Source organism: Microbacterium sp. NPDC060132, assembly GCF_042729675.1.
Taxonomy (GTDB): domain Bacteria; phylum Actinomycetota; class Actinomycetes; order Actinomycetales; family Microbacteriaceae; genus Microbacterium; species Microbacterium sufflavum.
The window spans coordinates 2,468,154-2,491,560 of the sequence record NZ_JBHWXU010000001.1 but is presented as its reverse complement, the minus strand read 5'-3'; the positions used below and the strand labels follow the sequence as shown (position 1 = coordinate 2,491,560).

Annotated in this window: 21 protein-coding genes; 9 read left to right on the top strand and 12 right to left on the bottom strand. The window is 71.8% G+C overall.

The window, feature by feature from the left end; translation table 11 throughout:
- Positions 1-37: 37 nt before the first annotated feature.
- A complete protein-coding gene (secA, locus tag ACFWCH_RS12020; protein WP_378803586.1) occupies positions 38-2,842 on the bottom strand; it encodes a preprotein translocase subunit SecA in 2,805 nt (934 codons plus the stop codon).
- Between the two features lie 185 nt (positions 2,843-3,027).
- Between secA and ACFWCH_RS12015 the strand changes: the two genes are divergently transcribed.
- Positions 3,028-3,645 (top strand): PadR family transcriptional regulator, encoded by a 618-nt coding sequence (locus tag ACFWCH_RS12015; RefSeq protein ID WP_136032894.1) that lies wholly within the window; start codon positions 3,028-3,030, stop codon positions 3,643-3,645.
- A 79-nt stretch (positions 3,646-3,724) separates the two neighbouring features.
- Positions 3,725-5,050, top strand: coding sequence for a hypothetical protein (locus ACFWCH_RS12010; protein ID WP_206251468.1), 1,326 nt, complete (start codon positions 3,725-3,727; stop codon positions 5,048-5,050).
- 66 nt (positions 5,051-5,116) lie between these two features.
- Here the strand turns inward: ACFWCH_RS12010 and hpf are convergent, their stop codons facing one another.
- The 5 genes from hpf to mtrA all read right to left on the bottom strand — a co-directional run bounded on the left by hpf (position 5,117) and on the right by mtrA (position 10,727).
- Entirely contained in the window at positions 5,117-5,773 is a 657-nt protein-coding gene (gene hpf, locus ACFWCH_RS12005) for a ribosome hibernation-promoting factor, HPF/YfiA family (RefSeq protein ID WP_136032892.1), read from the bottom strand.
- 131 nt (positions 5,774-5,904) lie between these two features.
- Positions 5,905-6,552 (bottom strand): ComF family protein, encoded by a 648-nt coding sequence (locus tag ACFWCH_RS12000; RefSeq protein ID WP_378803585.1) that lies wholly within the window; start codon positions 6,550-6,552, stop codon positions 5,905-5,907.
- Between the two features lie 92 nt (positions 6,553-6,644).
- The gene (locus ACFWCH_RS11995) at positions 6,645-8,363 is read right to left on the bottom strand and encodes an LpqB family beta-propeller domain-containing protein (RefSeq protein WP_136036241.1); all 1,719 of its coding nucleotides are present in this window, start codon (positions 8,361-8,363) and stop codon (positions 6,645-6,647) included.
- On the bottom strand, positions 8,360-10,039 hold the full coding sequence (mtrB, locus tag ACFWCH_RS11990; protein ID WP_136032890.1) for an MtrAB system histidine kinase MtrB: 1,680 nt from the start codon (positions 10,037-10,039) through the stop codon (positions 8,360-8,362). Before mtrB ends, ACFWCH_RS11995 begins: the two co-directional genes overlap by 4 nt.
- Positions 10,040-10,046: 7 nt before the next feature.
- Positions 10,047-10,727 carry an MtrAB system response regulator MtrA gene (gene mtrA, locus ACFWCH_RS11985; RefSeq protein WP_136032889.1) on the bottom strand — a complete coding sequence of 227 codons (681 nt, stop codon included), beginning with the start codon at positions 10,725-10,727 and terminating at the stop codon, positions 10,047-10,049.
- 95 nt (positions 10,728-10,822) lie between these two features.
- On the opposite strand from mtrA, the gene ACFWCH_RS11980 reads away from it, so the two are divergent.
- From ACFWCH_RS11980 to ACFWCH_RS11960, 5 genes are read left to right on the top strand one after another with little or no spacing between them, the layout of a single operon-like run.
- Positions 10,823-12,226: a hypothetical protein gene (locus ACFWCH_RS11980; protein WP_378803584.1), complete on the top strand. Its 1,404-nt coding sequence runs from the start codon at positions 10,823-10,825 to the stop codon at positions 12,224-12,226.
- On the top strand, positions 12,223-12,864 hold the full coding sequence (locus ACFWCH_RS11975) for a DUF4129 domain-containing protein (RefSeq protein ID WP_378803583.1): 642 nt from the start codon (positions 12,223-12,225) through the stop codon (positions 12,862-12,864). Before ACFWCH_RS11980 ends, ACFWCH_RS11975 begins: the two co-directional genes overlap by 4 nt.
- Positions 12,861-14,048 (top strand): DUF4350 domain-containing protein, encoded by a 1,188-nt coding sequence (locus ACFWCH_RS11970; protein ID WP_378803582.1) that lies wholly within the window; start codon positions 12,861-12,863, stop codon positions 14,046-14,048. The genes ACFWCH_RS11975 and ACFWCH_RS11970 overlap by 4 nt, the downstream gene beginning before the upstream one ends.
- A 52-nt stretch (positions 14,049-14,100) precedes the next feature.
- Complete coding sequence (locus ACFWCH_RS11965; protein ID WP_136035405.1) at positions 14,101-15,072, top strand: MoxR family ATPase; 972 nt, start codon at positions 14,101-14,103, stop codon at positions 15,070-15,072.
- On the top strand, positions 15,073-16,380 hold the full coding sequence (locus ACFWCH_RS11960; RefSeq protein ID WP_136035404.1) for a DUF58 domain-containing protein: 1,308 nt from the start codon (positions 15,073-15,075) through the stop codon (positions 16,378-16,380).
- Between the two features lie 12 nt (positions 16,381-16,392).
- Here the strand turns inward: ACFWCH_RS11960 and ACFWCH_RS11955 are convergent, their stop codons facing one another.
- Positions 16,393-17,385: a stage II sporulation protein M gene (locus ACFWCH_RS11955; protein WP_247638608.1), complete on the bottom strand. Its 993-nt coding sequence runs from the start codon at positions 17,383-17,385 to the stop codon at positions 16,393-16,395.
- 16 nt (positions 17,386-17,401) lie between these two features.
- On the opposite strand from ACFWCH_RS11955, the gene ACFWCH_RS11950 reads away from it, so the two are divergent.
- Positions 17,402-18,211 (top strand): RDD family protein, encoded by an 810-nt coding sequence (locus tag ACFWCH_RS11950; RefSeq protein ID WP_247638607.1) that lies wholly within the window; start codon positions 17,402-17,404, stop codon positions 18,209-18,211.
- Between the two features lie 19 nt (positions 18,212-18,230).
- On the opposite strand, the gene ahcY is transcribed toward ACFWCH_RS11950, so the two are convergent.
- From ahcY to ACFWCH_RS11925, 5 genes are all read right to left on the bottom strand, one after another.
- Positions 18,231-19,676 carry an adenosylhomocysteinase gene (ahcY, locus tag ACFWCH_RS11945; protein WP_136036381.1) on the bottom strand — a complete coding sequence of 482 codons (1,446 nt, stop codon included), beginning with the start codon at positions 19,674-19,676 and terminating at the stop codon, positions 18,231-18,233.
- Between the two features lie 42 nt (positions 19,677-19,718).
- Positions 19,719-20,933 (bottom strand): ABC transporter permease, encoded by a 1,215-nt coding sequence (locus ACFWCH_RS11940; protein ID WP_378803581.1) that lies wholly within the window; start codon positions 20,931-20,933, stop codon positions 19,719-19,721.
- The gene (locus tag ACFWCH_RS11935; protein ID WP_136032267.1) at positions 20,930-21,679 is read right to left on the bottom strand and encodes an ABC transporter ATP-binding protein; all 750 of its coding nucleotides are present in this window, start codon (positions 21,677-21,679) and stop codon (positions 20,930-20,932) included. Before ACFWCH_RS11935 ends, ACFWCH_RS11940 begins: the two co-directional genes overlap by 4 nt.
- Positions 21,676-22,602, bottom strand: a complete 927-nt coding sequence (locus tag ACFWCH_RS11930; RefSeq protein ID WP_136036380.1) for an efflux RND transporter periplasmic adaptor subunit — start codon at positions 22,600-22,602, stop codon at positions 21,676-21,678. Before ACFWCH_RS11930 ends, ACFWCH_RS11935 begins: the two co-directional genes overlap by 4 nt.
- Before the next feature lie 92 nt (positions 22,603-22,694).
- On the bottom strand, positions 22,695-22,901 hold the full coding sequence (locus tag ACFWCH_RS11925; RefSeq protein WP_136032271.1) for a DUF3499 family protein: 207 nt from the start codon (positions 22,899-22,901) through the stop codon (positions 22,695-22,697).
- Between the two features lie 77 nt (positions 22,902-22,978).
- Here ACFWCH_RS11925 and ACFWCH_RS11920 point away from each other — a divergent pair, with 77 nt between their 5' ends.
- On the top strand, positions 22,979-23,401 hold the full coding sequence (locus ACFWCH_RS11920; RefSeq protein ID WP_240744592.1) for a hypothetical protein: 423 nt from the start codon (positions 22,979-22,981) through the stop codon (positions 23,399-23,401).
- Positions 23,402-23,407: the final 6 nt, after the last annotated feature.

Below are 23,407 nucleotides of genomic sequence, written 5' to 3'. Positions count from 1 at the left end.
ATCCGCACGGACTGGCCCTCCTCTCACCCTGCTCGGGTCACTTCTTCTTCTTGCCCTGCGCCCGACGCTGCTCGCGGTTGCCGGCGGCCGGTGCGGGGGCCTCGGTGCGCTGGCCGAACGCGCCGCGCGGCGCCTCCTCCTCGGGGGCGGACGGGGGTGTCTGCGCCCGTGCGGCCGCCTGACGCAGACGGTCGGTCGCCGCCTGCTGCACCTGCCCGCGGTCGTTGCGCACCTCGACCTCGCCGGCGTCGTTCGCGGCGGAGTACTCCAGTCGCTGCTCGCCCCCGTCGGTGGCGAGGCCCTTCGCCTCGACCTCCGCGGTCTGCGCATCGCCGACGCGGCGCACCTCGACCTCGAGGTTGTAGAGGTAGCCGACGGACTCCTCCTTGATCTGCCCCATCATCGACTGGAACATCGCGTACCCCTCGCGCTGGTACTCGATGAGCGGGTCGCGCTGGGCCATGGCACGCAGGCCGATGCCGTCCTTCAGGTAGTCCATCTCGTAGAGGTGATCGCGCCAGCGGCGGTCGAGCACCTGCAGCACCACACGGCGCTCCAGCTCACGCGTGGCGGCCTCGCCCAGCGACTCCTCGCGCTTCTCGTACGCGATCTTCGCGTCGGACAGCAGCTCGCGCGTGAGACCCTCCGCGGTGATCCCGCCCTTGCGGCCCGCAGCCTCCGACACGACCTCGTCGATGGTCACTCCGACCGGATAGAGCGTCTTGAGCTCGGTCCACAGCGCGTCGAAGTCCCAGCTCTCGTTGTGACCCTCGCCGGTGTGGTCGCGCACGACGCCGCTGATCGCGTCCTCGATGAAGTGCTGCACCCGGTCGGCGATGTCGTCGCCCTGCAGGATGTGGCGACGGTCGGCGTAGATCGCCTCGCGCTGCCGGTTCAGCACGTCGTCGTACTTGAGGACGTTCTTGCGCATCTCGGCGTTGCGCGCCTCGACCTGCGACTGGGCGCTGCGGATCGCGCGGGAGACCAGGCCGGACTCGATCGGCACGTCGTCGGGGAAGTTGGTGCGGGCCAGGATCGCCTCGGCGGCGCCGGACTGGAACAGGCGCATGAGGTCGTCGGTCAGGCTGAGGTAGAACCGGCTCTCGCCCGGGTCGCCCTGACGACCGGAACGACCGCGGAGCTGGTTGTCGATACGACGGGACTCATGCCGCTCCGTGCCGAGGACGTACAGTCCCCCGGCCTCGATGACCTTGGTGGCCTCCTCCGCGACCACGGCCTTCATGGCCTCGTAGGTCTCGTCCCACGCGACCTCGTACTCGTCGGGGGTCTCGACCGGGTCGAGGCCCTTGGACTTCAGTTCCTGCACCGCGAGGAACTCGGCGTTGCCGCCGAGCATGATGTCGGTACCGCGACCGGCCATGTTCGTGGCGACGGTGACGGCCCCCAGGCGGCCGGCGCGCGCGACGATCTCGGCCTCACGCGCGTGGTTCTTCGCGTTCAGGACCTCGTGCTTGATGCCCTTCTTGGCCAGCAGCCGCGAGAGGTACTCGCTCTTCTCGACGCTGACCGTGCCGACGAGCACGGGCTGGCCGGCGACGTGCCGCTCCGCGATGTCCTCGACGACCTGGGCGAACTTCGCCGTCTCGTTCTTGTAGACGAGGTCGGACTGGTCCTTACGGATCATCGGCCGGTTGGTCGGGATCGGGATGACGCCGAGCTTGTAGGTGGACATGAACTCCGCGGCCTCGGTCTCGGCCGTACCGGTCATGCCGGCCAGCTTCTCGTAGAGGCGGAAGTAGTTCTGCAGGGTGACCGTCGCGAGCGTCTGGTTCTCGGCCTTGACGGGCACGCCCTCCTTGGCCTCGATCGCCTGGTGGATGCCCTCGTTGTAACGGCGGCCCACGAGGATGCGTCCGGTGTGCTCGTCGACGATCATGACCTCGTCGTTCATCACGACGTAGTCGGTGTCGCGCTTGAACAGGGCGAGCGCCTTGATCGAGTTGTTGAGGAACGAGATCAACGGAGTGTTCGCCGACTCGTAGAGGTTGTCGATGCCGAGGTAGTCCTCGACCTTCTCGATGCCCGGCTCGAGCACACCGACCGTGCGCTTCTTCTCGTCGACCTCGTAGTCCACACCGGCCTCGAGCGTGCGGGCGATCTTGGCGAACTCCGCGAACCAGCGGTTCGCCTCGCCCGAGGAGGGTCCGGAGATGATGAGCGGCGTCCGGGCCTCGTCGATGAGGATCGAGTCGACCTCGTCGACGATCGCGAAGAAGTGCTCGCGCTGGACGAGGTCTTCCTTGCGCCAGGCCATGTTGTCGCGCAGATAGTCGAAGCCGAACTCGTTGTTCGTGCCGTAGGTGATGTCGGCGGCGTACTGCTCGCGACGCACCGCCGGAGTCTGCCCGGAGACGATGATGCCGGTGGTCATGCCGAGGGCGCGGTAAACGCGTCCCATCAGCTCGGCCTGGTAGTTCGCGAGGAAGTCGTTCACGGTGATCACGTGCACGCCCTTGCCGGCGATGGCGTTGAGGTAGGCCGGGAAGGTCGCGACCAGGGTCTTGCCCTCACCGGTCTTCATCTCGGCGATGTTGCCGAGGTGGAGCGCCGCGCCACCCATGATCTGCACGTCGTAGGCGCGCATGCCCAGGGTCCGCTTGGCCGCCTCGCGCACTGCCGCGAAGGCCTCCGGCATGAGCTGGTCGAGGGTCTCCCCCTTCTCGTACCGCGCGCGGAGCTCCGCCGTCTCGTTGCGGAGCTCGTCGTCCGTGAGCTCCGAGATGTCGTCTTCCAGGGCGTTCACGGCCTTGACCACCTGATTGAGGCGACGGATGATGCGTCCTTCACCGGCGCGCAGCAGCTTCTCAAGAGGATTGGCCACGGATGTCTCTCCCTGTCATTGGGTCCTTGCCGGCCGCCGAGAGGCGATCGCCAGGCATACTTTGCCATGTTACCGGTCTGTGACCTGCGCGTCGCCTGCACGGCATATCGTGCCGCGCCGCGGCGGTGTTGCCGAGTATGCATATACTCGGCATGCTTCCGTCCGTCACGCAGAGGAGTCCGGCCATGTCCGTCCGCCACAGCCTGCTCGCCATCCTCGATCAGGGCGCCTGCTACGGGTACCAGCTCCGTCACGAGTTCGCCCGTCGAACGGGGTCGACCTGGACCCTGAACGTGGGACAGATCTACAACACGCTCGAACGACTCGAGCGCGACGGCATGGTGCAGCGGGGCGACGCCGACGAGCACGGCCACGTGTACTGGCGGATCACGCCGGACGGATCGGCCGAGGTGGCCCGCTGGCTGTCCGACCCCGTCGAGCGGATCCAACCGGCGCGCGAAGAGCTCGCCGTCAAGGTCGCGATGGCGGCGACGCTCCCCGGGGTCGACGCCGCCGACGTCATCCGCGCGCAGCGCGCGTCCTCTGAGCGCCGGCTCGCGGCTCTGCGCGACGCCGCCTTCACCGGTCACGACGCCGACAGCGCGGAGGCTCTGGCCTGGTCGCTCGTGACCGACTCCATGATCTTCGCGGCCGAGGCCGAGGTGCGGTGGCTGGAGCACACCGAGCGCCGTCTCGCCGCACACCCGCATCCTCAGCTCGCGCTCGGTCTCGCGACCGAGCGACCCAAGCGCGGCCGCCCCGCCGGAGCCGCGCAGCAGCGTCGGCCCGAACCCGTCGCCTGAGACCGCCGCGGTCGTACGGCACGTTCGCCTGGAGCGGATGCTCAGCCCGCGCGGTCACCGGGGAAACTAGGATCGCCTCATGGCTGGATTTTGGGGTAGACGCAAACGCGAACAGGAAGAGCTCGCCGCTCAGGACGCCGACCTCGCACGGCGTGCCGAGCAGGCCCTCGTCGGAGCCGACGAGCGCATCCGCACCACCGCCGATGAGCTCGTGTTCGCCGAGGCCGAGCTGGGCGAGTCCCTGACCGCCGACCTCAAGGCCGCCCTGACCTCCGTGCGCACGCACCTGCGCGAGGCGTTCCAGCTTCATCAGCTCAACCACGACGAGATCCCCGACACCGCCGAGGAGCTGCGCACCCGCAACGCGCGCATCCTGCAGCTGTGCGACTGGGCCGAAGACCTCCTGGACGAGAAGACGACCGTCCTCGCGGAGTCGGTCGCGAAGGTGCGCCGCGCACCCCAGATCATCGCCCAGGTGCGCGCCGACGCCGAGGCCCTCGCCGCGCGGATCCCCCAGACGGACGAGACGGTCTCCCGTCTCTCCGCGCGCTACGCCGACTCGGCGATGCACCAGATCACGGCGAGCGCCGCCGAGGCGCAGCAGCTGATCCGCTTCGCCACCCACAGCGCCGACATCTCCGAGCGACGCCGCGAGGCCAAGCAGAACGAGGAAGCCAACCTCGCCCTCGAGACCGCGACCGAGGCGACGCGGCGAGCCGCCGCACTGCTGGACGCGGTCGAGGACTTCGAGATCGAAGCGCTCCGCGCCGAGTCCACCCTCGCCGAGGTCATCGCCGACTCCCGCGGCGACCTGATCGCCGCCCGCAACGCCCCCGCGGTGCCCGCGGTCGCCGAGGCGGTGGCGGCGCTGCAGGCCGCGCTCGCCTCGCTGACCCCGGCCGGCCAGCCGAATGATCCGTTCGCCGAGCTGTCGCGACTGCGCGAGGCCAACTCGGCGCTCGACGACGCCATCGCCAAGGCCAGGCACCGCGCCGAGAATCCGCTGCCGTCGCTCGCCCAGGTACAGCACGCGATCGACGACGCGGACCGTCAGCTGGGCGTGGCACGCGGCCTGATCGCCGGACACCGCGGCTGGATCGGGGCGGATGCGCGCACACGACTCGCCGAGGCCGAGCGCCTGCGCGTCGACCTGAGCGACCTCCTGCCGGCGGAGGACACCAGAGAGGCCGCGCTCGTGCAGGCGCGACGGGTCGCGCACCTCGCCGCCGAGGCGCTGCAGCTCGCGCAGCGCGACATCGACTCCTCGCGCCCGCAGGACCAGGACTGGGGCGGCGGTTGGGGCGGCGGTCCGCGCCGGGGTGGTGGCATGGGCGGCGGCGACCTCGCCTCCGGCATCCTCGGCGGACTCGTCATCGGCAGCATCCTCGACGGCATCTTCGACTGACGCACCCCTGACCACGCGAAACGGCCCGATCCGCGATGGATCGGGCCGTTCGTGCGTCTGCCGAGCTCAGGAGGCGAGTGCCTCCGCCGGCGGTGCCTGCGTGCTCAGCGCGATCACGCCGTAGTCCCAGCCCTTGCGGCGATACACCACGCTGGGATGGTCGGTGCGGGCATCGACGAAGAGGAAGAAGTCGTGCCCGACGAGCTCCATCCGGTCGACCGCCTCCTCCACGGTCATCCACTCCGCATCGAAGCTCTTGGTGCGGATGACGACGGGCGAGTACTCCTCTTCCTCGTCGTTCTGCACGGGGATGCTGCCGGTCGCGACGGCGTGCAGGACCTCGACCGATGCCGGCTGCACGTCGATGCCCTCGAGCGATCCGCTGCCCTTCTCGAAGTGCGGGCCGCGCGGGTGCTGGCGTCCGTCGACGCGCTTCTCCTTCGCGCGGCGCAACTGCTCCGTCATCTTGTCGACCGCGAGATCCAGCGCGACGAACTTGTCGCCGTCGACCGCCTCGGCCCGGACCACGGGACCCTTGCCGATGAGCGTCAGCTCGACCGTCTCATCGGGGACGCGCCCGTTTCGATACACGCGGTGGGTGACCTTGACGTCCAGACGTTGCGCCTTGGCTGCGAGAGTCTCGATCTTGGCGATCTTCTCTTCGACGACGGTGCGGAAGCGATCGGTGATACCCACCCCGACGCCGACGATACTCGTTTCCATTGCTGCCTCCTTGTCCCGGTCCTCCCGGCCAAGGGCGGACCGTGGTCGCCTTGTGACACCCCACCGTAGTCCGACCGGCGACGGAAGTCACGGGTGTCGGCCCTGTGTCCCCGGTGAGTCTCCGATGAACCTCATCCGGATACCGCGTTCGTCGGCGTGGCGGCGAGCGCGACCAGCGCGATCACCTCATACCCGGCCTCCTCGAGCGCCCGCGCGGCCTCGTCCAGGGTCGCTCCGGTGGTGACCACGTCGTCCACCACGACGACCGCCGCGCCGCGCCCGTCCGCGACGGCACGCATCGCGGCGCGGACGTTGTCGCGCCGCTCCATCGCACCGAGGCTGCGCTGGTCGTGCGCCGCCCTGGTCCAGCGCAACACCCGCGTGGTGCTCGCCCCCGCCCGCCGCACCAGCAGATCGGGCACCCGGAAGCCGCGGCGCCGGAACGCACGGCGCGACGTCGGCACCGGCACGACGAGGGCTCCGTGGCTCACCGCGGGCCCGAGCACGGCAGCCAGCGCGGACCCCAGCGGGCGCGCGAGGAGGGTCTCGCCCTCGTCTTTGAGGCGGCGCAGGCATCGCGCCGCCACGCCCTGATAGGTCAGCGCCACGTGGACGTTCCGACCCTCGGGCGTGCGCACCGCCCGCGGGTCGGGGATCAGCTCGGCTCGACAGACGTCGCACAGCAGCGTGCCGGGCAGGCCGCACCCGCCGCAGACCGCCGACAGCAGCAGCGCGGCCGCCTCGAGCACGACGGAACGGAGGGCGGAGGGCACGGGCATGCCTTCATGGTGTCTCCGGGCCCGCTCCGCGGCGGTCGTCGCGAGCACGACCCGCGGGCCGCACCGCGAGATCCGTCACCGTGGAGGAGAGGTCACTCCCCCGCCCGGGTCGCCAGGACCGTGATGCCCTCCGTCACCTCGCGCCACGCCGATCCCGCGTGCGCGTACAACTGACCGGCGGCACCGAGGATCCGCACACCAGCGGGCGTGCGCGCGCCGGAGATCGAGATCGCATCGACCGGCGCCGTCTCGGACGACCCCGGCCCGCCCACGGCCTGCAGCACGAGCCGCGGACTGCTGGGAGAGGCCAGCACGGCGAGCCGGTCGGGCCCGAGCCACACGAGCCCGGTGGACGGCTCCGGGAGCTGGAACAGCTGCACGAGGTCGCCGAGCTCGGTCGGCACGCCCGCCGAGTCGCGCACGATCGCCGCCACCACGACCCACCGCTGCCCGCCGACCACGATCACCGCGGCGACCCGGGCACCGTCCGCCGACACGCGCAGGTCGGAGATGGAGGAGGCGCTCGGCCAGGCGTTCGCCACGGCGTGCGGGGCCGCATCACTCCCCGAGGCCTGCACCGCCTGGGGATCACCCTCCGGGACGGACCACGCGTAGCCGAAGGGGTCGAGAGACGGCTCGACCAGACCGGCGCGCGCGTCCAACTCATCGCGTCCGGACTTCGCCACCCGGTACACGTGACCGTCGTCGAGCTGCACGACCGCGTAGGAGTCGTCGATGCCGACGTCGATCGCCAGGATCGGCTGCGGGATCGCGACGATCTGCTCGCTGATGTCCGGGATCGGGGAGATCTCGTCGCCGACGATCCGCCCGAACTCGCCGTTCCGCAGCACGAGCGTCCCGACGTCCGCCGGGGTGCCTGCGAGCTCGACCACCCCCGCGTCGAGGGACCTGCCGTCGACGCTGAAGCGCACCTGCGTGACGTTCACCCCGGCGGCCTTCAGCGTGGACTGCAACTGCGTGCGCATGCGGGCGAGCGTGGTCTGGTCCAGTCCGGACGCCGGACGCGTCAGAGCGACCTGAGCCACCTGTCCGGTGATCGGCACCGCGTCCTGCGCCAACTGCACGTCGGCGGGGAACGCGGTCTGCACGGCCGGGTCCAGCCACTCCGACGGCGTTCCGCTCACGAGCGCCTGCGTGACGGTCGTCGCCGGGCTCTGGCGTCGGGGGAACCACCGCATGTCCGGCACGAGGCGCGACCACGAGGAGTCGAACCACTGCAGCGGATACCCCTCGAACACCTTCGGGAACCGCGCCTCGTCGATCACGATGCCGTCGGGCGCCTGGGTGATGCGCCACTCGCCGTCGTCCATGCGCTCCAGCGCGAAGGGGACGCTGGAGTCGCCGGGCGCGCCGCTGTAGGCACCCGCCCCGTCCACGCTCGCCACCAGGTCGAGCTGCACCTGCACCTCGGCGGTGTCCGCCTGTTCCACCTCGTCCTCCGGCACCGTGGACGACAGCGTCCGCGCCTCGGGGCCGACGTCGATCGACACGCCCGCCGACGGTGCCCAGCTGCGCTGCAGCGCCGGGGCGAGGAACTCGCGCGCCGTGTCCCAGTTGTCCGACGTCGTGATCCCGGCCTCCAGGAAGCCTTCGACGATCTCCTCCGGACCGGCTCCGGCGATGGGACCGGAGGCGACGGGGAGGACGTCCACATCCTGCGGCGACTCGCCGAGCTTGAGACCCACCGCGACATCGCCGCTCGTGGGCAGACCGGCGCAGGCGGGGAGGAGCAGCGCCACGATGCCCAGGGCGGCGGCGAGCGCGAGACGTCGCGACCTGCGTGCGCTCACGGTTCCTCCCTCCCCTCGAGCAGCTCCGAGTACATCTCCGCGATCGAGATCGGCTGCGTCGCGTCGCCCAGTTCCGCCAGCGGCTCCTGAGGCTCCACCGGGACCGGGCTCGGCCCGTCGAGAACACCGTCGTGGCGAGGGATGGTCAGCACGAAGTTCGACCCGACGCCCAACTCGGACCACACCGCGAGCGTACCGCCGTGCAGGGTGGCGTCGCCCAAAGCGATCGACAGTCCGAGCCCCGTGCCACCGATCGTGCGCTGCCGGGAGGGATCGGCGCGCCAGAACCGGTCGAACACGCGCTCGGCGTCGGCCGGGTCCATGCCGAGGCCGAAATCGCGTACACCCGCCGCCACCGCGTGCTGATTGCTGTCGACGGTGACCACGATCGGCCGGCCCTCGCCGTGCTCGATCGCGTTGCCGACCAGGTTGCGCAGCACTCGACGCACCCGGCGCGGATCCATGTCCACCGGCGAGTAGCCGCCCGGTGCGACGAGCCGCAGCTCCGAGCCGCGGCCGTCGGCGAGCGGCCGCATCTGCTCGATGACGTCTTCCGCGAGGTGCGCGAGGCTCGTCGCCTCGAGCTCCAGCTGCACGGACCCCGCGTCGTACCGGCTGATCTCCAGCAGGTCGGACAGCAGAGTCTCGAAGCGCTGCACCTGCGCGTGCAGCAGTTCGGTCGCCCTGGCGGTGGTCGCGTCGAACTCGTCACGGTGGTCGTTGAGCATGTCGGCGGCGAGACGGATCGTCGTCAGCGGCGTGCGGAGCTCGTGGGAGACGTCCGACACGAAGCGCTGCTGCACCATCGACAGCTCCCCGAGCTCCTTGATCTGCGCCTCGATGCTGTCGGCCATGGCGTTGAACGACCGGCCGAGGGTCGCGAGCTCATCCTCGCCGTGCACCTCCAGCCGCACGCCGAGGTCGCCCGCGGCGAGGCGCGCGCTGGTCTCCGCGGCCTGCACGATCGGCGTCGACACCGTACGCAGCACGATCCACGAGATCGCGGCGACGATCGCCACCAGGCCGATCCCGGCGATCCACAGCGTGCGCTGCACGAACACCAGCGTCTGATCGGCATCGGCCAGGTCGTACGCGAAGTAGATCGCGAACGGGCCGGCCTCCGGCACCTGGAGCTGCTGCCCCACGATGATGCCGGGAACCTCTCCCCCGTCCTCGACCGGCAGCGCGACCGACTGCCACGCCTGGACGTAGTCGAGCTCCTCCACCCTCGTCTTCAGCTCGGGGCTGAGGAGGTTGGCGGTGAGGCCGGCCGTGAAGCCGTTCAGTCGTACCCCTCCCGGCTCGTCCTCGATCTTGAACCCGGCCAGTTGATCGGCGCTGGACGTGCGCGCCAGCGTGTCGGGGATGCTGTTCCACAGGTCGGTGAGCGCCGCGGGGTCGTCGCCCACCTCGGCCACGTCGAGGATGCTCTGCGCCTGGTCGACCGCGCGGCGCGCGTCCTCCAGGGCGACGTTCTTGCGGGAGACGAACAGGTCGTTCTGGATCACGAGCGCCATGGTGACGCACGTGATGAAGATCGCCAGCGAGGTCGCGACCAGGGTGATCGCCAGGGTGCGGAACCGCAGCGACCGCCGCCACAGCGCCGAGATCACGGCCGGCCAGCCACGCCAGTCGCGCAGCACAGCGACGGCCGTGGTCGCTGTCGTCGCGGCCATCGTGCGCCTAGGCGACGCTGCCGGCGCGGTAGCCCACACCGCGCACGGTCATCACGATCTTCGGGTTGTCCGGGTCGAGCTCGACCTTCGCGCGCAGCCGCTGCACGTGCACGTTCACCAGTCTGGTGTCGGCCTTGTAGTGGTAGCCCCACACCTGCTCGAGCAGCATCTCGCGCGAGAACACCTGCTGCGGCTTGGAGGCGAGGGCCACGAGCAGCTGGAACTCCAACGGCGTCAGGGCGATGGGCGTGGTGCCCCGGCGGACCTCGTGCGCGTCGACGTCGACCGTGAGGTCTCCGATGCGCAGCTGTTCGCTGGTGGTCTGCGGGGTCGGGCGCAGCCGGGTGCGGATGCGGGCGACCAGTTCCTTCGGGTTGAACGGCTTGACCATGTAGTCGTCTGCGCCCACTTCGAGGCCACGCACCACGTCCGCGGTGTCGCTGCGCGCCGTGAGCATGATGATCGGCACCCCGGACTCCGCCCGGATCCGCGTGCAGATCTCGATGCCGTCCATGCCGGGGAGCATGAGGTCCAGCAGCACCAGGTCGGGACGCTGTGCGCGCCACTCGTCGACCGCGCGCGCGCCGTCCGCGCAGAAGACCGGCTCGAAGCCCTCCGTGCGCAGCACGATGCCGATCATCTCGGCGAGCGCCGTGTCGTCGTCGACCACGAGGATGCGTGAGGTCATAACTGTTACCTTATGGCACCGAGTACCGCCCTCCGCAGGTCTGCGCCTCACCGCGAGGATATGACACGATGGGAGCGCACGACGGAGGGAGGCCCGTGAGCGGCCAGACGTGGACCCCAGCCCCCAAGAAGGGGATCATCCCCCTTCATCCGCTGACGTTCGGCATGCTGCTCGGCAAGGCCTTCGCGGCGCTCCGCCACAACCCGAAGGTGCTGTTCGGGTTCGCCGTCGTGATCCAGTTCGTCGTCGTCATCGCGACCGCCGGTGTCATGGGTGTCGTGCTGTTCACCACCTTCACCCGCCTCGAGACGGTGTCTCCCTCGTCGCCCGACTTCGAGGCCGTGCTCGCCGGCACGATCGCCATCAACGTGATCGCCGGGCTGATCGTCGGGCTCGCGTCGATCGCCTTCACCGCGATGATGCAGGGCGTGGTGGCCGCCGACATCGGGTACGCCGCCGTCGGGCGGAAGGCCTCGCTGCGCATGCTCTGGCGCCGTATGCTCCCCGCGTTCTGGCGGCTCGCCGGCTTCGCATCGCTCTCGGTGCTCGCGATGTTCGGCGGCATCGCGATCGTGGTCGCCATCATCGGAGCGCTCACCGCGGGCGGTCTGGGCGGCACGCCGGAGCTGATCGGCATCGTGATCATCGTGGTGGTCCTGCTGGCGATCGCCGCGATCCCCCTGACCATCTGGCTGACGACCAAGCTGCTTCTCGTCCCGTCGATCCTGGTGCTGGAGCGCGCCCGCTTCCGCGACGCGTTCGTGCGGTCGTGGCGTCTCACGCGCGGTCGCTTCTGGGTCGCGTTCGGAGTGACGTTCCTGATCAGCCTCATCATGGGGCTGGCGATGCAGGTGGTGAGCATCCCCACGGCGCTGGTGTCGTCGTTCCTCGGAACCGTGATCGCGCCGACCGGCGCCAGCGAGCCGAGTGCGGTGATCGGCTACGTCTTCGCCCTCCTCGCCCCGCAGGTGCTCCTGCTGATCCTGCAGGCGATCACGATCGTGGTGCAGAGCACGGGCGGTGTGCTGGTCTACCTCGACTGCCGCATGCGCTACGAGGGCCTGGACCAGACGCTCCTCTCCTATGTGGAGCGCCTCGACCTCGGTGCGAGTGAGGACCAGCTCGGCGACCCGTTCGTGGTGGACACCGCCCGCGCCGTCACCTCCGCCCCGCCGCCGCGTCAGGTTCCGGAGCACGTGATGATGACACAGGGGTACGGGTACCCCCAGGCCCCGCCGCAGCCGTATCCCTACGGTCCGCCGCCGGCCGGAACGACCCCGGGGTTCGGCGGCGCGCCCTCCCCCGCGTACCCGCCGGCACCCGCGTCTCAGCCCGTGCCTGGGTTCCCGCCGGCACCCGCGTACCCGCCGGCACCCGCGCCGGCCTTCGCCCCCGCGCCCCCGCCCGCCCCGGCCCCGCGTCCCGCGGCTCCGGCGACGCCCGCTCCCGCGCCCGAGGGCGACGGCACGGCTCCCGGTGGCGGTGACCGCTCCGCATGATGCTCCGGTTCGACGAGGTCTTCATCCCCGACGGCGATGAAGCGCGGCGGTGGGCCGAGGAGGAGCTCGCCAACCCGCGCTACGCCGACGCCAAGCCGACCTGGTTCGATCTGCTCGCCCGCGACGTCGGACGGTTCCTCGCCGATCTGTTCAGCTCCGGCAACGGAGAGAGCGTCGGCCCCGTCGCACTCATCGCCGTGGTCCTGCTGATCGCCGCCGCCCTGATCACGGCCCTGCTCGTGTGGGGGCGCCCCCGGCGGTCCCGCGCGGTACGTCGCGGCCACGCGCACCTGCTGGGCGCCGACGACGACCGCACCGCCGCGCAGCTGCGCACCGATGCCGAGCGCAGCGCGCGCGACGGCGACTGGAACACGGCCGTGGTGCTGCGCTACCGGGCCATCGCGCGCAGCCTCCTCGAACGCGACCTCATCGACCCCGCGCCCGGCGCGACCGCGCAGGCCATCGCACGATCGGCGAGCCTCGTGTTCGCCGAGGAGTCCGACGCGATGCGCCGCGCCGCCGCCGCCTTCGACGATGTGCGCTACCTGCGCCACCCCGCCTCCGAGGAGACCTACCGCGAGCTCGCCGCGACCGACGACCGCCTGCGCGCGCGGCGACCGGAGGCGGTACCCGCATGACCCTCGTCACCCCGCAGGACGCCACGACGGCCGAGCGGCGCCCTCGCCGCACGGGCGCGATCGTCGGCTGGGCGCTCATCGGCATCCTCGTGCTCGTCGTGGCCAATGCCGCCTCGCAGTTCGCCGCCAGCAGCCCCGGCGCTCGCGGTGCCCTCGACCCGGAGAGCCGCAGCGACACGGGGGCGCTCGCCCTCGCCGAGATCCTCCGCGACCGGGGCGTCGAGGTCGAGGTCGCCCGCAGCCGCGCCGAGGTCCGCGCCGCACTGGACGACGATGCCACGCTGGCCATGACCAACCCGTACACCCTGAGCGACGACGCGATCGCCGACCTCATCGCGCCGGCCGCACGCGTGGTCTTCCTCTCCACCGGCACGCACCTGCTCGGGGAACTGCGGATCGGCGAGCCCGCGCCGGGCAGCGTCTCCACCGCCGCGGCCGACTGCGCCGTGCCCGAGTTCGCCGAGGTGGGCACGATCCGGCCCGACCGCCTGTTCTCGCCCGCGAGCGGCGTCGACGCCTGCTTCGGCGACGACAGCGGCGCGGCCGTGCTCGTGGACGACCGCGACGGCAACCGTCGCACGATCGTCGACGGCACCAAGCTGTTCAGCAACGCCTTCCTCGCCGAGAACGGCAACGCCGCCCTCGGCCTCGCGCTGCTCGGCCAGTCCGACCGCCTCGTCTGGTACGTCCCCTCCTTCCAGGACTCCGACGTCGAGGGCACCGCCGCACCGGACACGCTCGGCAGCCTCACGCCGGACTGGGTCACCCCGGCCATCCTCTTGCTCCTCGCCGCCGGACTCGCGGTGGCGTTGGCGAGAGGGCGGCGCTTCGGCCCGCTCGTCGCCGAGACGCTGCCGGTCACCGTCCGGGCCTCGGAGACGATGCTCGGACGCGCCCGGCTCACCGCCAAGGCCGCCGACGCCCCGCACGCGGCCGAAGCGCTGCGCGAAGGGACCCGCCGACGGCTCGCCGTCCGGCTCGGGCTCGCCGTCCAGGCCGGAGCCGACGAGGTCGCCGACGCCGCCGCCGACCGGCTGCGGATCCCCCGCGGCACCCTGCAGGCGCTGCTCGCCGGAGCGCCACCCGCCGACGACGCCGCCCTGATCGCCCTCGCGCGCCAGCTCGACGAGCTCGAGACCGCCGTCGAGGACACGGCCCGCACCGCGCGGAGCGACGACGGATGACGCCCCGCCGCCCCGACCGACCCCCGCTCACCCCGGAATCCGAGGAGACCCCGTGACCGACGACAACCGTCCCATCGACGACGCCGCGCTGCGCCAGGCCATGCACCGCGTCCGCACCGAGGTCGACAAGGCCGTGGTCGGCCAGGCGGGCACCGTCACCGGTCTGCTGGTGTCGCTGCTCGCCCGCGGTCACGTGCTCCTGGAGGGCGTGCCCGGCGTCGCGAAGACGCTGGTCGTGCGGTCGTTCGCCAGGGCCCTGGGGCTCGACACCAAGCGCGTGCAGTTCACGCCAGACCTCATGCCCGGCGACGTGACCGGCTCACTCGTGTACGACGCCAGGACGGGCGAGTTCGACTTCCGCGCCGGACCCGTGTTCACGCACATCCTGCTGGCGGACGAGATCAACCGCACGCCGCCGAAGACGCAGGCCGCGCTCCTGGAGGCCATGGAGGAGCGTCAGGTGTCGGCCGACGGCGTGAGCCGCACGCTGCCCGATCCGTTCCTGGTCGCCGCGACCCAGAACCCGATCGAGCACGAGGGCACGTACTCGCTCCCCGAGGCGCAGCTCGACCGGTTCCTGATGAAGCTCGTCGTCGGCATGCCGGAGCGCGACGCCGAGGTGTCGGTGCTGCGGCGCCACGCGCAGGGCTTCTCGCCGCGCGAGCTCACGGGCGTCGAAGCCGTGGTGTCCGCCGAGGAGATCCGCGCCGCCCAGCACGCGGCCGCCGCCGTCGAGGTCACGGACGACGTGCTCGGCTACGTCGTCGACCTGGCACGGGCCACCCGCCAGTCCCCCTCCGTGGAGCTCGGCGCGAGCCCGCGCGCCTCGACCGGACTCCTCGCTGCCGCCAAGGCCTGGGCCTGGCTCAACGCGTCGACGGCCGTGACGCCCGACCACGTGCAGACCATGCTCGTCCCCGTCTGGCGCCACCGGCTGCAGCTGCGGCCCGACGCGCAGATGGAGGGCGTGTCCGCCGACGCGGTGCTCACCTCCGTGGTGCAGCAGACCAGGGTGCCGATCTAGGTGTTCGTCACCGGACGCCTCGCCGTCGCCCTCGCCGTCGGCATCGTCCCGCTGGTCCTAACCGGTCTCGCGGGGGTGCCGCCGTACGCCGTGCTCGGAGGCTGGCTCGCGCTGTGCGCCCTGCTCGTGGTGTTCGACGTGGTGCGGGCGGCGAGTCCCCGCGCGGTGACCGTCACCCGCCGGCTGCCCGCGCGGGCGCGCCTCGGCGAACCCGTGCCGGTCAGCGTCGCCCTGCACAACCACGGAACGCGGACGCTCGACGCCGTGATCCGCGACGCCTGGCAGCCCACCGCCGGTGCGCCCCTGGAGCGCCAGCGCCTGCGCATCGCGTCGGGTGAGCGCGGACGGGTCGAGCTGCCGCTGCATCCTCGCCGTCGCGGCGAGCTGGTGAGCGAGTTCGTCGTGATCCGCTCGCGCGGGCCCCTCGGCATCGCGGGACGGCAGGCGCGCCACCTCGTCCGCGGCGCCATCCGCGTGCTGCCCGCGTTCAGCTCCCGCAAGCACCTCCCCTCCCGGCTCGCCCGGCTGCGGGAGCTCGACGGCAACACGAGCATCCAGGTGCGCGGTCAGGGCACCGAGTTCGACTCGTTGCGCGAGTATGTCCGGGGCGACGACGTGCGCTCGATCGACTGGCGCGCGACCGCCAGGGCCGGGACCACGATGCTGCGGACCTGGCGCCCGGAACGCGACCGCCACGTCGTCATCCTCGTCGACACGGGTCGCACGGCAGCGGCCCGCGTGGGCGACGGCACCCGCCTGGATGCGAGCCTCGAGGCCGCGCTCCTGCTCGCGGCCCTCGCCTCCCGCGCGGGCGACCACGTGCACCTGCTGATGTTCGACCGGGTCGTCCGGGCCAGGGTCACCGGCGTCGACGGCACCGCGCTCCTTCCCGCGCTCACCGATGCCATGGCCCCCGTGCACGCACGACTGGTGGACACCGACTGGCAGAGCGCGTTCGCGGCGGTGCGCACCCTGACCACGCGCCCCTCGCTGATCGTCGCGCTCACGGCGCAGGACGCGGCGGAGTCCGCACGCGGCTTCCTCGGCGCATTCCCGACCGCGTCGCGGGCGACGACCGTGCTGGTCGGCTCGGTCACCGACGACGGGATCGCCGCACTGGCGCGCGCCAGGGGCTCGCGCGAGGAGGTGTACGTCGCCGCAGCGGCCGAGCGGACGCTCCGCGACGCGGAGAACGTGGCCGACGCGATCCGGCGGGCGGGCGGCGAGGCCATCGCCGCCGACCCCGAGGCGCTCCCACCCCGGATTGCCGACCGCTACCTGGAGCTCAAGGCCGCCGGACGGCTGTGACCGGGGCCGTCGTCAGCCGGCGACGAGCCGCGGCGTGCCGGCCTCGTACTCGACCAGGTCGCCGCTCTCCCCGCGGCGATACGCCCGTCCGCCGATGGCGAGCATGTAGACGAGGAACACGGCGAGCGCCGCGGCCCCGATGCCGATCTTGACCGGCCACGGCAGCGCCCAGCCCGTGACGAAACCCTCCACCAGGCCCGACAGGAACAGGGCGAAGACGAGCCCGATCGCGACCGTGGCGAGGGCCCGCCCCTCCTCCGCGAGCGCTTCACCGCGCGACCGGCGACCCGGCGCCACCCACGCCCAGAACACGTGCAGCCCGGCGGCGGCTGCGACGAAGATGCAGGTCATCTCGAGCATGCCGTGCGGCAGGATGTAGAGCACCATCAGGTCGGCCTTGTCGTGGGCCGCCATGACCGCGCCCGACGTGCCGAGCCCGAGGGCGTTCTGCAGCAGCATGTAGATCGGCCAGATGCCCGTGACGCCGAACAGCACGCACTGCATCGAGATCCAGGCGTTGTTCGTCCACACCATGCCCATGAACACGGCAGCGGGGTTCTCGGTGTAGTACCCGGTGAAGCTCTCGTCGGCGTACTGCTCCAGGGCGTCGGGCGGGCCGAGCGTCGCCACCAGCGCCGGATCGCTCGCGATCCAGCCCGCGACGCCCACGGCGACCGCGATGAACGCGACCGCGATGATCAGGGTGGTCCAGCGCAGCCGGTAGAGGGCGGCGGGGAGCTGGAGCCCGAAGAAGCGCCCGACCTGGGTGAGGATGCTGTCGGAGGCGCCGGTGAGCCGCAGTCGCGCGCGCACCAGGATCGTCGAGAGGTAGGCGCCCTGCGGCGAGTCGCCGACGGAGGTCTTGAGCTCGGCGAGGTCGGCGGATGCGGCGCGGTAGCGCACGATGAGCTCGTCGACCCCCGCGCCGTCGAGGCGAGCGCGGCTGAGCTGATCCAGCCGCTCCCACTCGGACCGGCGGACGTCGGTCAGGGCATCGGCATCCACCTGATTTACTGTACTCATGTCCGCGCAGATCGACGTCTCCGACGAGGTGCTCTCCGGTGAGGCGGTCGCGATCGACGTGCAGCCGGTCGGGTTCGTGCTCCGCGCCGCGGGAGCGATCATCGACATGCTCGTGGGCTACGGCGTCTTCGTGCTGTGGATCTTCCTGCGCATCTGGCTGCTCGACGCCGGCGTGCTCGACGAGGCGACCGACCGCATCGCCACCGTCGCCGCGCTCGTGGTGAGCTTCGTCGTCCTGCCGATCACGATGGAGGTCGCCCTGAAGGGACGCAGCCTCGGCAAGCTCGCGGTCGGCGGGCGCATCGTGCGCCTGGACGGCGGCGCCGCCGGGTTCCGGCACGCCTTCATCCGCGCGCTCCTCGGCGTGCTGGAGATCTACCTCACGTTCGGCGGCCTGGCGGTGCTGGTGGGCGCGTTCACCTCCCGCTCGCAGCGACTCGGCGACCTCGTCGCCGGCACGTACAGCCAGCGCGTGCGCACGCCACGGCTGACCGGGCACGCGCCCGTGCTTCCGCCGCAGCTCGCCGGATGGGCGCAGATCGCCGACGTCGCCCGGCTGCCCGATCGCCTGGCGCGCCGCATCTCGCAGTTCCTGGAGAGCGCGCCGCGGATGATGCCCGCCGCGCGCGAGCGGGTGGCGCAGGGACTGCTCGCGGAGGCGGCGCCGTTCGTGTCGCCGGTGCCCGCCGCCCCCGCCGAGCTCGTGCTCGTGGGCATCACGGTGCTGCGGCGGGAGCGCGAGCGGCGGGCCCTGGAGAACGCAGACCGCCGCGCCGAGCGGCTGACGGGTCGCCGCGTCGGCGTCTGACCTCGCCTCTCCGCCGCGCTCAGTAGCGGTAGTGGTCGAGCTTGTACGGCCCCTCGACGGGCACCCCGATGTACGCCGCCTGGCTCTCGGTGAGCGTCGTGAGCCGCACGCCCAGCGCGTCCAGGTGCAGACGCGCGACCTTCTCGTCGAGTGCCTTGGGCAGCACGTGAACCCCGACCGGGTACGCCGCCGCGTTCGTGAACAGCTCGAGCTGCGCGAGGACCTGGTTCGTGAACGACGCGCTCATCACGAACGACGGGTGCCCGGTCGCGTTCCCGAGGTTCATCAGCCGGCCCTCGCTGAGCACGAGCACGCTGCGACCGCTCGGCAGGCGCCACTCGTGCACCTGCGGCTTGATCTCGACCTTCTCCGCACCGTCGAGCGCCTCCAGCCCCGCCATGTCGATCTCGTTGTCGAAGTGGCCGACGTTCGCGACGATCGCGAGGTGCTTGAGCGCCAGCAGGTGCTCCACCGTCACCACGTCGCGGTTGCCGGTCCCGGTCACGACGATGTCGACCCCGCCGGCCACGTCGATCAGACGCGCCACCTCGAAGCCGTCCATCGCGGCCTGCAGCGCGCAGATGGGGTCGACCTCGCTCACGATGACCCGGGCGCCCTGACCGCGCAGCGCCTCGGCCGCTCCCTTGCCCACGTCGCCGTAGCCGCACACGAACGCGACCTTGCCGCCGATCAGCACGTCGGTCGCCCGGTTCAGCCCGTCGGGCAGCGAGTGACGGATGCCGTACTTGTTGTCGAATTTGCTCTTCGTGACCGCGTCGTTGACGTTGATGGCCGGGAACAGCAGGTCTCCCGACACCGCGAGCTCGTACAGGCGGTGCACGCCCGTGGTGGTCTCCTCGGTGACGCCGATCAGCCCGGCGGCGACCCGCGTCCAGCGGTCGGGCGACGCCGTGAGGGTCCGACGGAGCAGGTCGAGGATCACACGGTACTCGTGCGGGTCGCCCTCGGCGGCATCGGGGACGACGCCCGCCCGCTCGAACTCGACGCCCTTGTGCACCAGCAGCGTGGCGTCGCCGCCGTCGTCGAGGATGAGGTTCGGGCCGTCGACGCCCGACGACGACCAGTCGAAGATCCGCTCGGTGCACGCCCAGTACTCCTCGAGCGTCTCGCCCTTCCACGCGAACACGGGCACACCGGCGGGCGCGTCCACCGTGCCGTGCGGGCCGACCACGACCGCCGCGGCCGCCTCGTCCTGCGTGGAGAAGATGTTGCAGCTGGCCCAGCGCACCTCGGCACCGAGCGCCACGAGCGTCTCGATCAGCACGGCCGTCTGCACGGTCATGTGCAGCGATCCCGCGATGCGCGCGCCCCTGAGCGGCTGCGCCGCGCCGAACTCCGCGCGCAGGGCCATGAGCCCTGGCATCTCGTTCTCGGCGAGCCGCAGCTGGTGCCGTCCGGCGTCGGCGAGGGACAGATCGGCGATGCGGTACTCGAGCTCAGGCATGGGCCCATTGTTCCATCAGGTCGCGGACGCACCGCCCGTGTGTCAGAACCGGATGGCGTCGATCACCTTGACCCGCAGCGCCACGAGCGCGGGGATGAAGCCCGACACTGCGCCGACCACGACCGAGGCGACGAGACCGACCAGTGCCGCCCGCATGGGGAACGGCGGGATGTCCTGGATACCGGGGAACATCGAGCCGATCAGCCACTCGGAGCGCAGCACCGCCACGACGATCGCGATGCCGATCGCCCCCGCCACGGTCGTCGCCACCAGACTCTCCAGGAACACCGCGAAGAACACCCGGCCGGAGCTCGCGCCGAAGGCCCGACGCACCCCGATCTCCCGCACCCGCTGGCGCATCGCGACGAGCTGGATGTTGATCAGGCTGAGCGCACCGAGCGCGAGGATCAGCGACGCGATGCCGCCCGTGACCATCTCGAACGTGGCCTGAGCGTCGGCGGTGCCGGGTTGCGCCGCCCAGTCCGAGCGGCTCACCGACACCGTCTGCCCCTCCGGCAGCCCGGCGCGGAGGTCCATCGCGAGCACCGGCGCGATCGCGTCGACCTCGTCGGGGCCGAGCCACACCTCGTACTGGGTGAACGTCTCCTCCGGCAGCGCGTCGACGCGGTCACGGTAGGCGTCGTACAGCAGGTCCAGACGGAGCTCCTCGTCGCCGAAGCCCTGCCGCGGAACGACCCCGACCACCTGGTAGGTGCCGCCGGCGTCTCCGGTGACGGTGATCGTGGGGTGCTGGGCGACCGGGACCCGCCCGATGCGCTCCCACAGCGGCTCGCTGATGACCACCGCCGGTGCGAGCGCCTCGAGGTCGCCGTCGTGCAGCCACCGGCCCTCGAGCAGCTTCTCCCGGTGGATCTGCGAGTACGCAGGGTCGACCAGCCGTGTGTTCACCGGGGTCACGCCGTCGGGCAGCGCCACGCCGAGCGAGAGGCCCTGGGCGATCCGGGCGGTGTGACTGAAGCCGAAGCGCTCCGAGGCCCTGCGGAAGCGCTCGTCCACCTCGTCCGCGTCGACCGGGGTGCCGTCGTCGGCCGCCACCGCCACGACCACAGTGGCCGCACGGCCGCCCCAGCGGTCCGACTGCTCCTCCTGGAACTGGCGCTGGTACTCCGAGATCGCCACGACCGCGGTGAGCGCGCCCACCGACACGGCGATGCCGATGAGGCTGAGCAGCACACGGAGCTTGTGCACCCGGATCTCGGCCCAGGCGTCGGAGAGCGCTCCGAGGAACCCGGTCACGACGCGACCTCCGCGGCCCCGGGCACGGAGGCGGCGAGCGTGGACGCCTCGAACGCCTTCGTGAGGTCGGCCGGCTCCAGCCGCCCGGCGTCCAGGCGGTAGTGGCGGCGCGCGCGGGCCGCGACGTGCAGGTCGTGCGTGATCGTGACGAGGGCGGCGTCGGTCTCGGTCGCGACCTCGTCGAGCAGGGCCATCACGGTCGCGCCGGTGTCGATGTCGAGGGCGCCGGTCGGCTCGTCGGCGAGGATCAGCACCGGGCGGCGTACGAGCGCGCGGGCGATCGCGACGCGCTGCTGCTCGCCGCCGGAGAGCCGGTCGGCGACCTGGTCGACGCGGTGCCCGAGTCCGACGCGCTCCAGCATGTCGGCGGCGATGCGGCGGCGGTCCCAGAACAGCCGTCCACGCGCGTGGCCGAGCGGCATCATGACGTTGTCCAGCGCGGTGCGACCGGGCAGCAGGTTGAACTGCTGGAACACGAAGCCCACGTTCTCACCCCGGAGACGGTCGAGGCGACCGGAGCGCATCCGGCGGACCTCCCGCCCCTCGAACGACACCGTCCCGGACGTGGGGGCATCGAGCATGCCGAGGATGTTGAGCAGCGTCGACTTGCCCGAACCCGACCGTCCCACGATCGACACGTGGTCGCCCGCGCCGACCTCGAGGTCGACGCTGCGGAGGATCTCCAGGCGCGAGTCGTCGGGCAGGAGGACGCTCTTGGCGACGCCCTCCAGCGCGACCAGCGTCACCAGCTCATCCCGCTGTCGCACTGCTCGACGCCCGGGGAGATCTCGTAGCAGAACTCCTCGACGGGTGCGACGAAGCCCGGCACGAACTGGCGGATGCTGTCGCCCTCCGCGAGCCCGTCGGTCACCTCCACCATCGAACCGTCGTTGACGCCGAGGGCGACCTCGCGCTCCTCCGGCTCGCCGCCGTCGCCCGCGTCGACCCACACCTTTCCGGTGCCAGCGCCGCCCTGCACCGCCGTGACCGGGATCACCAGCGCATCGTCGACCTGTCCGAGCGCGAGATCCATCGTGGCGGGCAGGCCGGCGAACACGGTCTGATCGGCGGGGATCGCGCAGCGCACGCTCGCGGTGCCCTCCTCGCTCACCTGCACCCGCACGCCCGTGCACGGGAACGGGGCGGGGCCGCCCGTGATGGTCACCGTGGCCTCGGTCGGCGCGTTGACGAGCCGGTACAGCTGCACGGGCTCCACGGTCGCCTGCAGGTGGTAGCGGGCCGGGGTGAGCGTGTACGTCTCCGTGCCCACCGTGGTGGCCTGGCCCTTCACGATCGCGAGCTCCGACACGTCGCCGGCCTCGGGCGCCAGCACGTCGATGTCCTTGCGCGGGTCGTCCTGGCGCACGGTGAACAGCTTCTGCCCGGCCGCGACGCTCGCACCGTCGGCCACGTGCACCGCAGTGACCGTGCCGTTGAGCTCGCTGCGCACCGGATAGCTCTCGTCGCGCGCGACCGTGCCGTCCAGGCTGAGCGCGTTGACGACGGCCCCCCGCTCGACCGCCACAACCGGATCGGTGATGCCCGCCTCGGGGCTCACGATCGCCTCAGACCGGTCGGGGAAGAAGGCGATCTTCACGAGTGCGGCGGCGCAGGCGCCGAAGATGACCACGAGCAGCAGGGGCAGGACCCAGCGACGCCAGACGAGCACGGTAGCCTTTCCGGCCGCGCCGCCGTGACACCGCCGCCGTCAGAGTACCCAGGAATCGGCAGGGGCCACGGTGCCTCCGCCCGCGTGTCGGATCAGGCGCGCAGGGCCTCGTGGCGGATCACGAGCCAGCCCGCCGGCACCGAGAGCCGGTCGGCGTGCGGGGCGCACAGGTCGTGCGCCTGCGGGTCGTTCGCCGTTCCGAGCGGTCCGAGAGCGGCCATCTGGTCGCCGTAGTCGTAGGTGAGGGTGGCCACGGCCTCACGCGCGCAGCCGACCTTCGAGCAGAGTCGTCCGTCCATCCCCTTCACGCTACGACCCCCGTCGCGAGCGGAGCGGATGCCGCGCCGAGCGCGCGCGCAGCGCCTAGACTTTCGGCATGCCCCGTCGTCGCGCCCACGCCCCCACCGCCCGACGCGGCGCGAGGCACGGACGCCACGGACGACTCGGGCGCAGCGAGGTCGTCCGCCCGCCGCTCGCACCGCTCGACGGGCGGCTCGACCGGTTCGACCTCACGGTGGGCACTGCGGTGGAGTTCCTCCGCGGCACCTGGCCCGAGCTGCAGGAGGTGCGCTTCGAGATCGGGGCGCTGCCCGCGGCCGAGGGCGACGGGGAGGTGCCGCGCTGGCACCTGGACCGCGAGGGGCGGCGGATCGTGCTGTTCCGCATCCCGATCGAGCGGCTGCTCCCTCCGGGACACGACGACGCCGCGCACCGCCGCATGGCGATCGAGAGCGCGGTGTTCCGGGCCGCCGCCGAGTACGTCGGCCGCGAGCCCTGGGACCTCGGCCACGACCACTGACTGCGC

Excerpts from the sequence above, each read along its gene's own strand:
- ACFWCH_RS11920 (WP_240744592.1), top strand. The coding sequence starts at position 22,979 with ATGCCCCGTCGTCGCGCCCACGCCCCCACCGCCCGACGCGGCGCGAGG.
- ACFWCH_RS11925 (WP_136032271.1), bottom strand. The coding sequence starts at position 22,901 with ATGGACGGACGACTCTGCTCGAAGGTCGGCTGCGCGCGTGAGGCCGTG.
- ACFWCH_RS12000 (WP_378803585.1), bottom strand. The coding sequence starts at position 6,552 with ATGCCCGTGCCCTCCGCCCTCCGTTCCGTCGTGCTCGAGGCGGCCGCG.
- ACFWCH_RS11975 (WP_378803583.1), top strand. The coding sequence starts at position 12,223 with ATGATGCTCCGGTTCGACGAGGTCTTCATCCCCGACGGCGATGAAGCG.
- ACFWCH_RS11950 (WP_247638607.1), top strand. The coding sequence starts at position 17,402 with ATGTCCGCGCAGATCGACGTCTCCGACGAGGTGCTCTCCGGTGAGGCG.
- hpf (WP_136032892.1), bottom strand. The coding sequence starts at position 5,773 with ATGGAAACGAGTATCGTCGGCGTCGGGGTGGGTATCACCGATCGCTTC.
- ACFWCH_RS11970 (WP_378803582.1), top strand. The coding sequence starts at position 12,861 with ATGACCCTCGTCACCCCGCAGGACGCCACGACGGCCGAGCGGCGCCCT.
- ahcY (WP_136036381.1), bottom strand. The coding sequence starts at position 19,676 with ATGCCTGAGCTCGAGTACCGCATCGCCGATCTGTCCCTCGCCGACGCC.
- ACFWCH_RS12015 (WP_136032894.1), top strand. The coding sequence starts at position 3,028 with ATGTCCGTCCGCCACAGCCTGCTCGCCATCCTCGATCAGGGCGCCTGC.
- mtrA (WP_136032889.1), bottom strand. The coding sequence starts at position 10,727 with ATGACCTCACGCATCCTCGTGGTCGACGACGACACGGCGCTCGCCGAG.
- mtrB (WP_136032890.1), bottom strand. The coding sequence starts at position 10,039 with ATGGCCGCGACGACAGCGACCACGGCCGTCGCTGTGCTGCGCGACTGG.
- ACFWCH_RS12010 (WP_206251468.1), top strand. The coding sequence starts at position 3,725 with ATGGCTGGATTTTGGGGTAGACGCAAACGCGAACAGGAAGAGCTCGCC.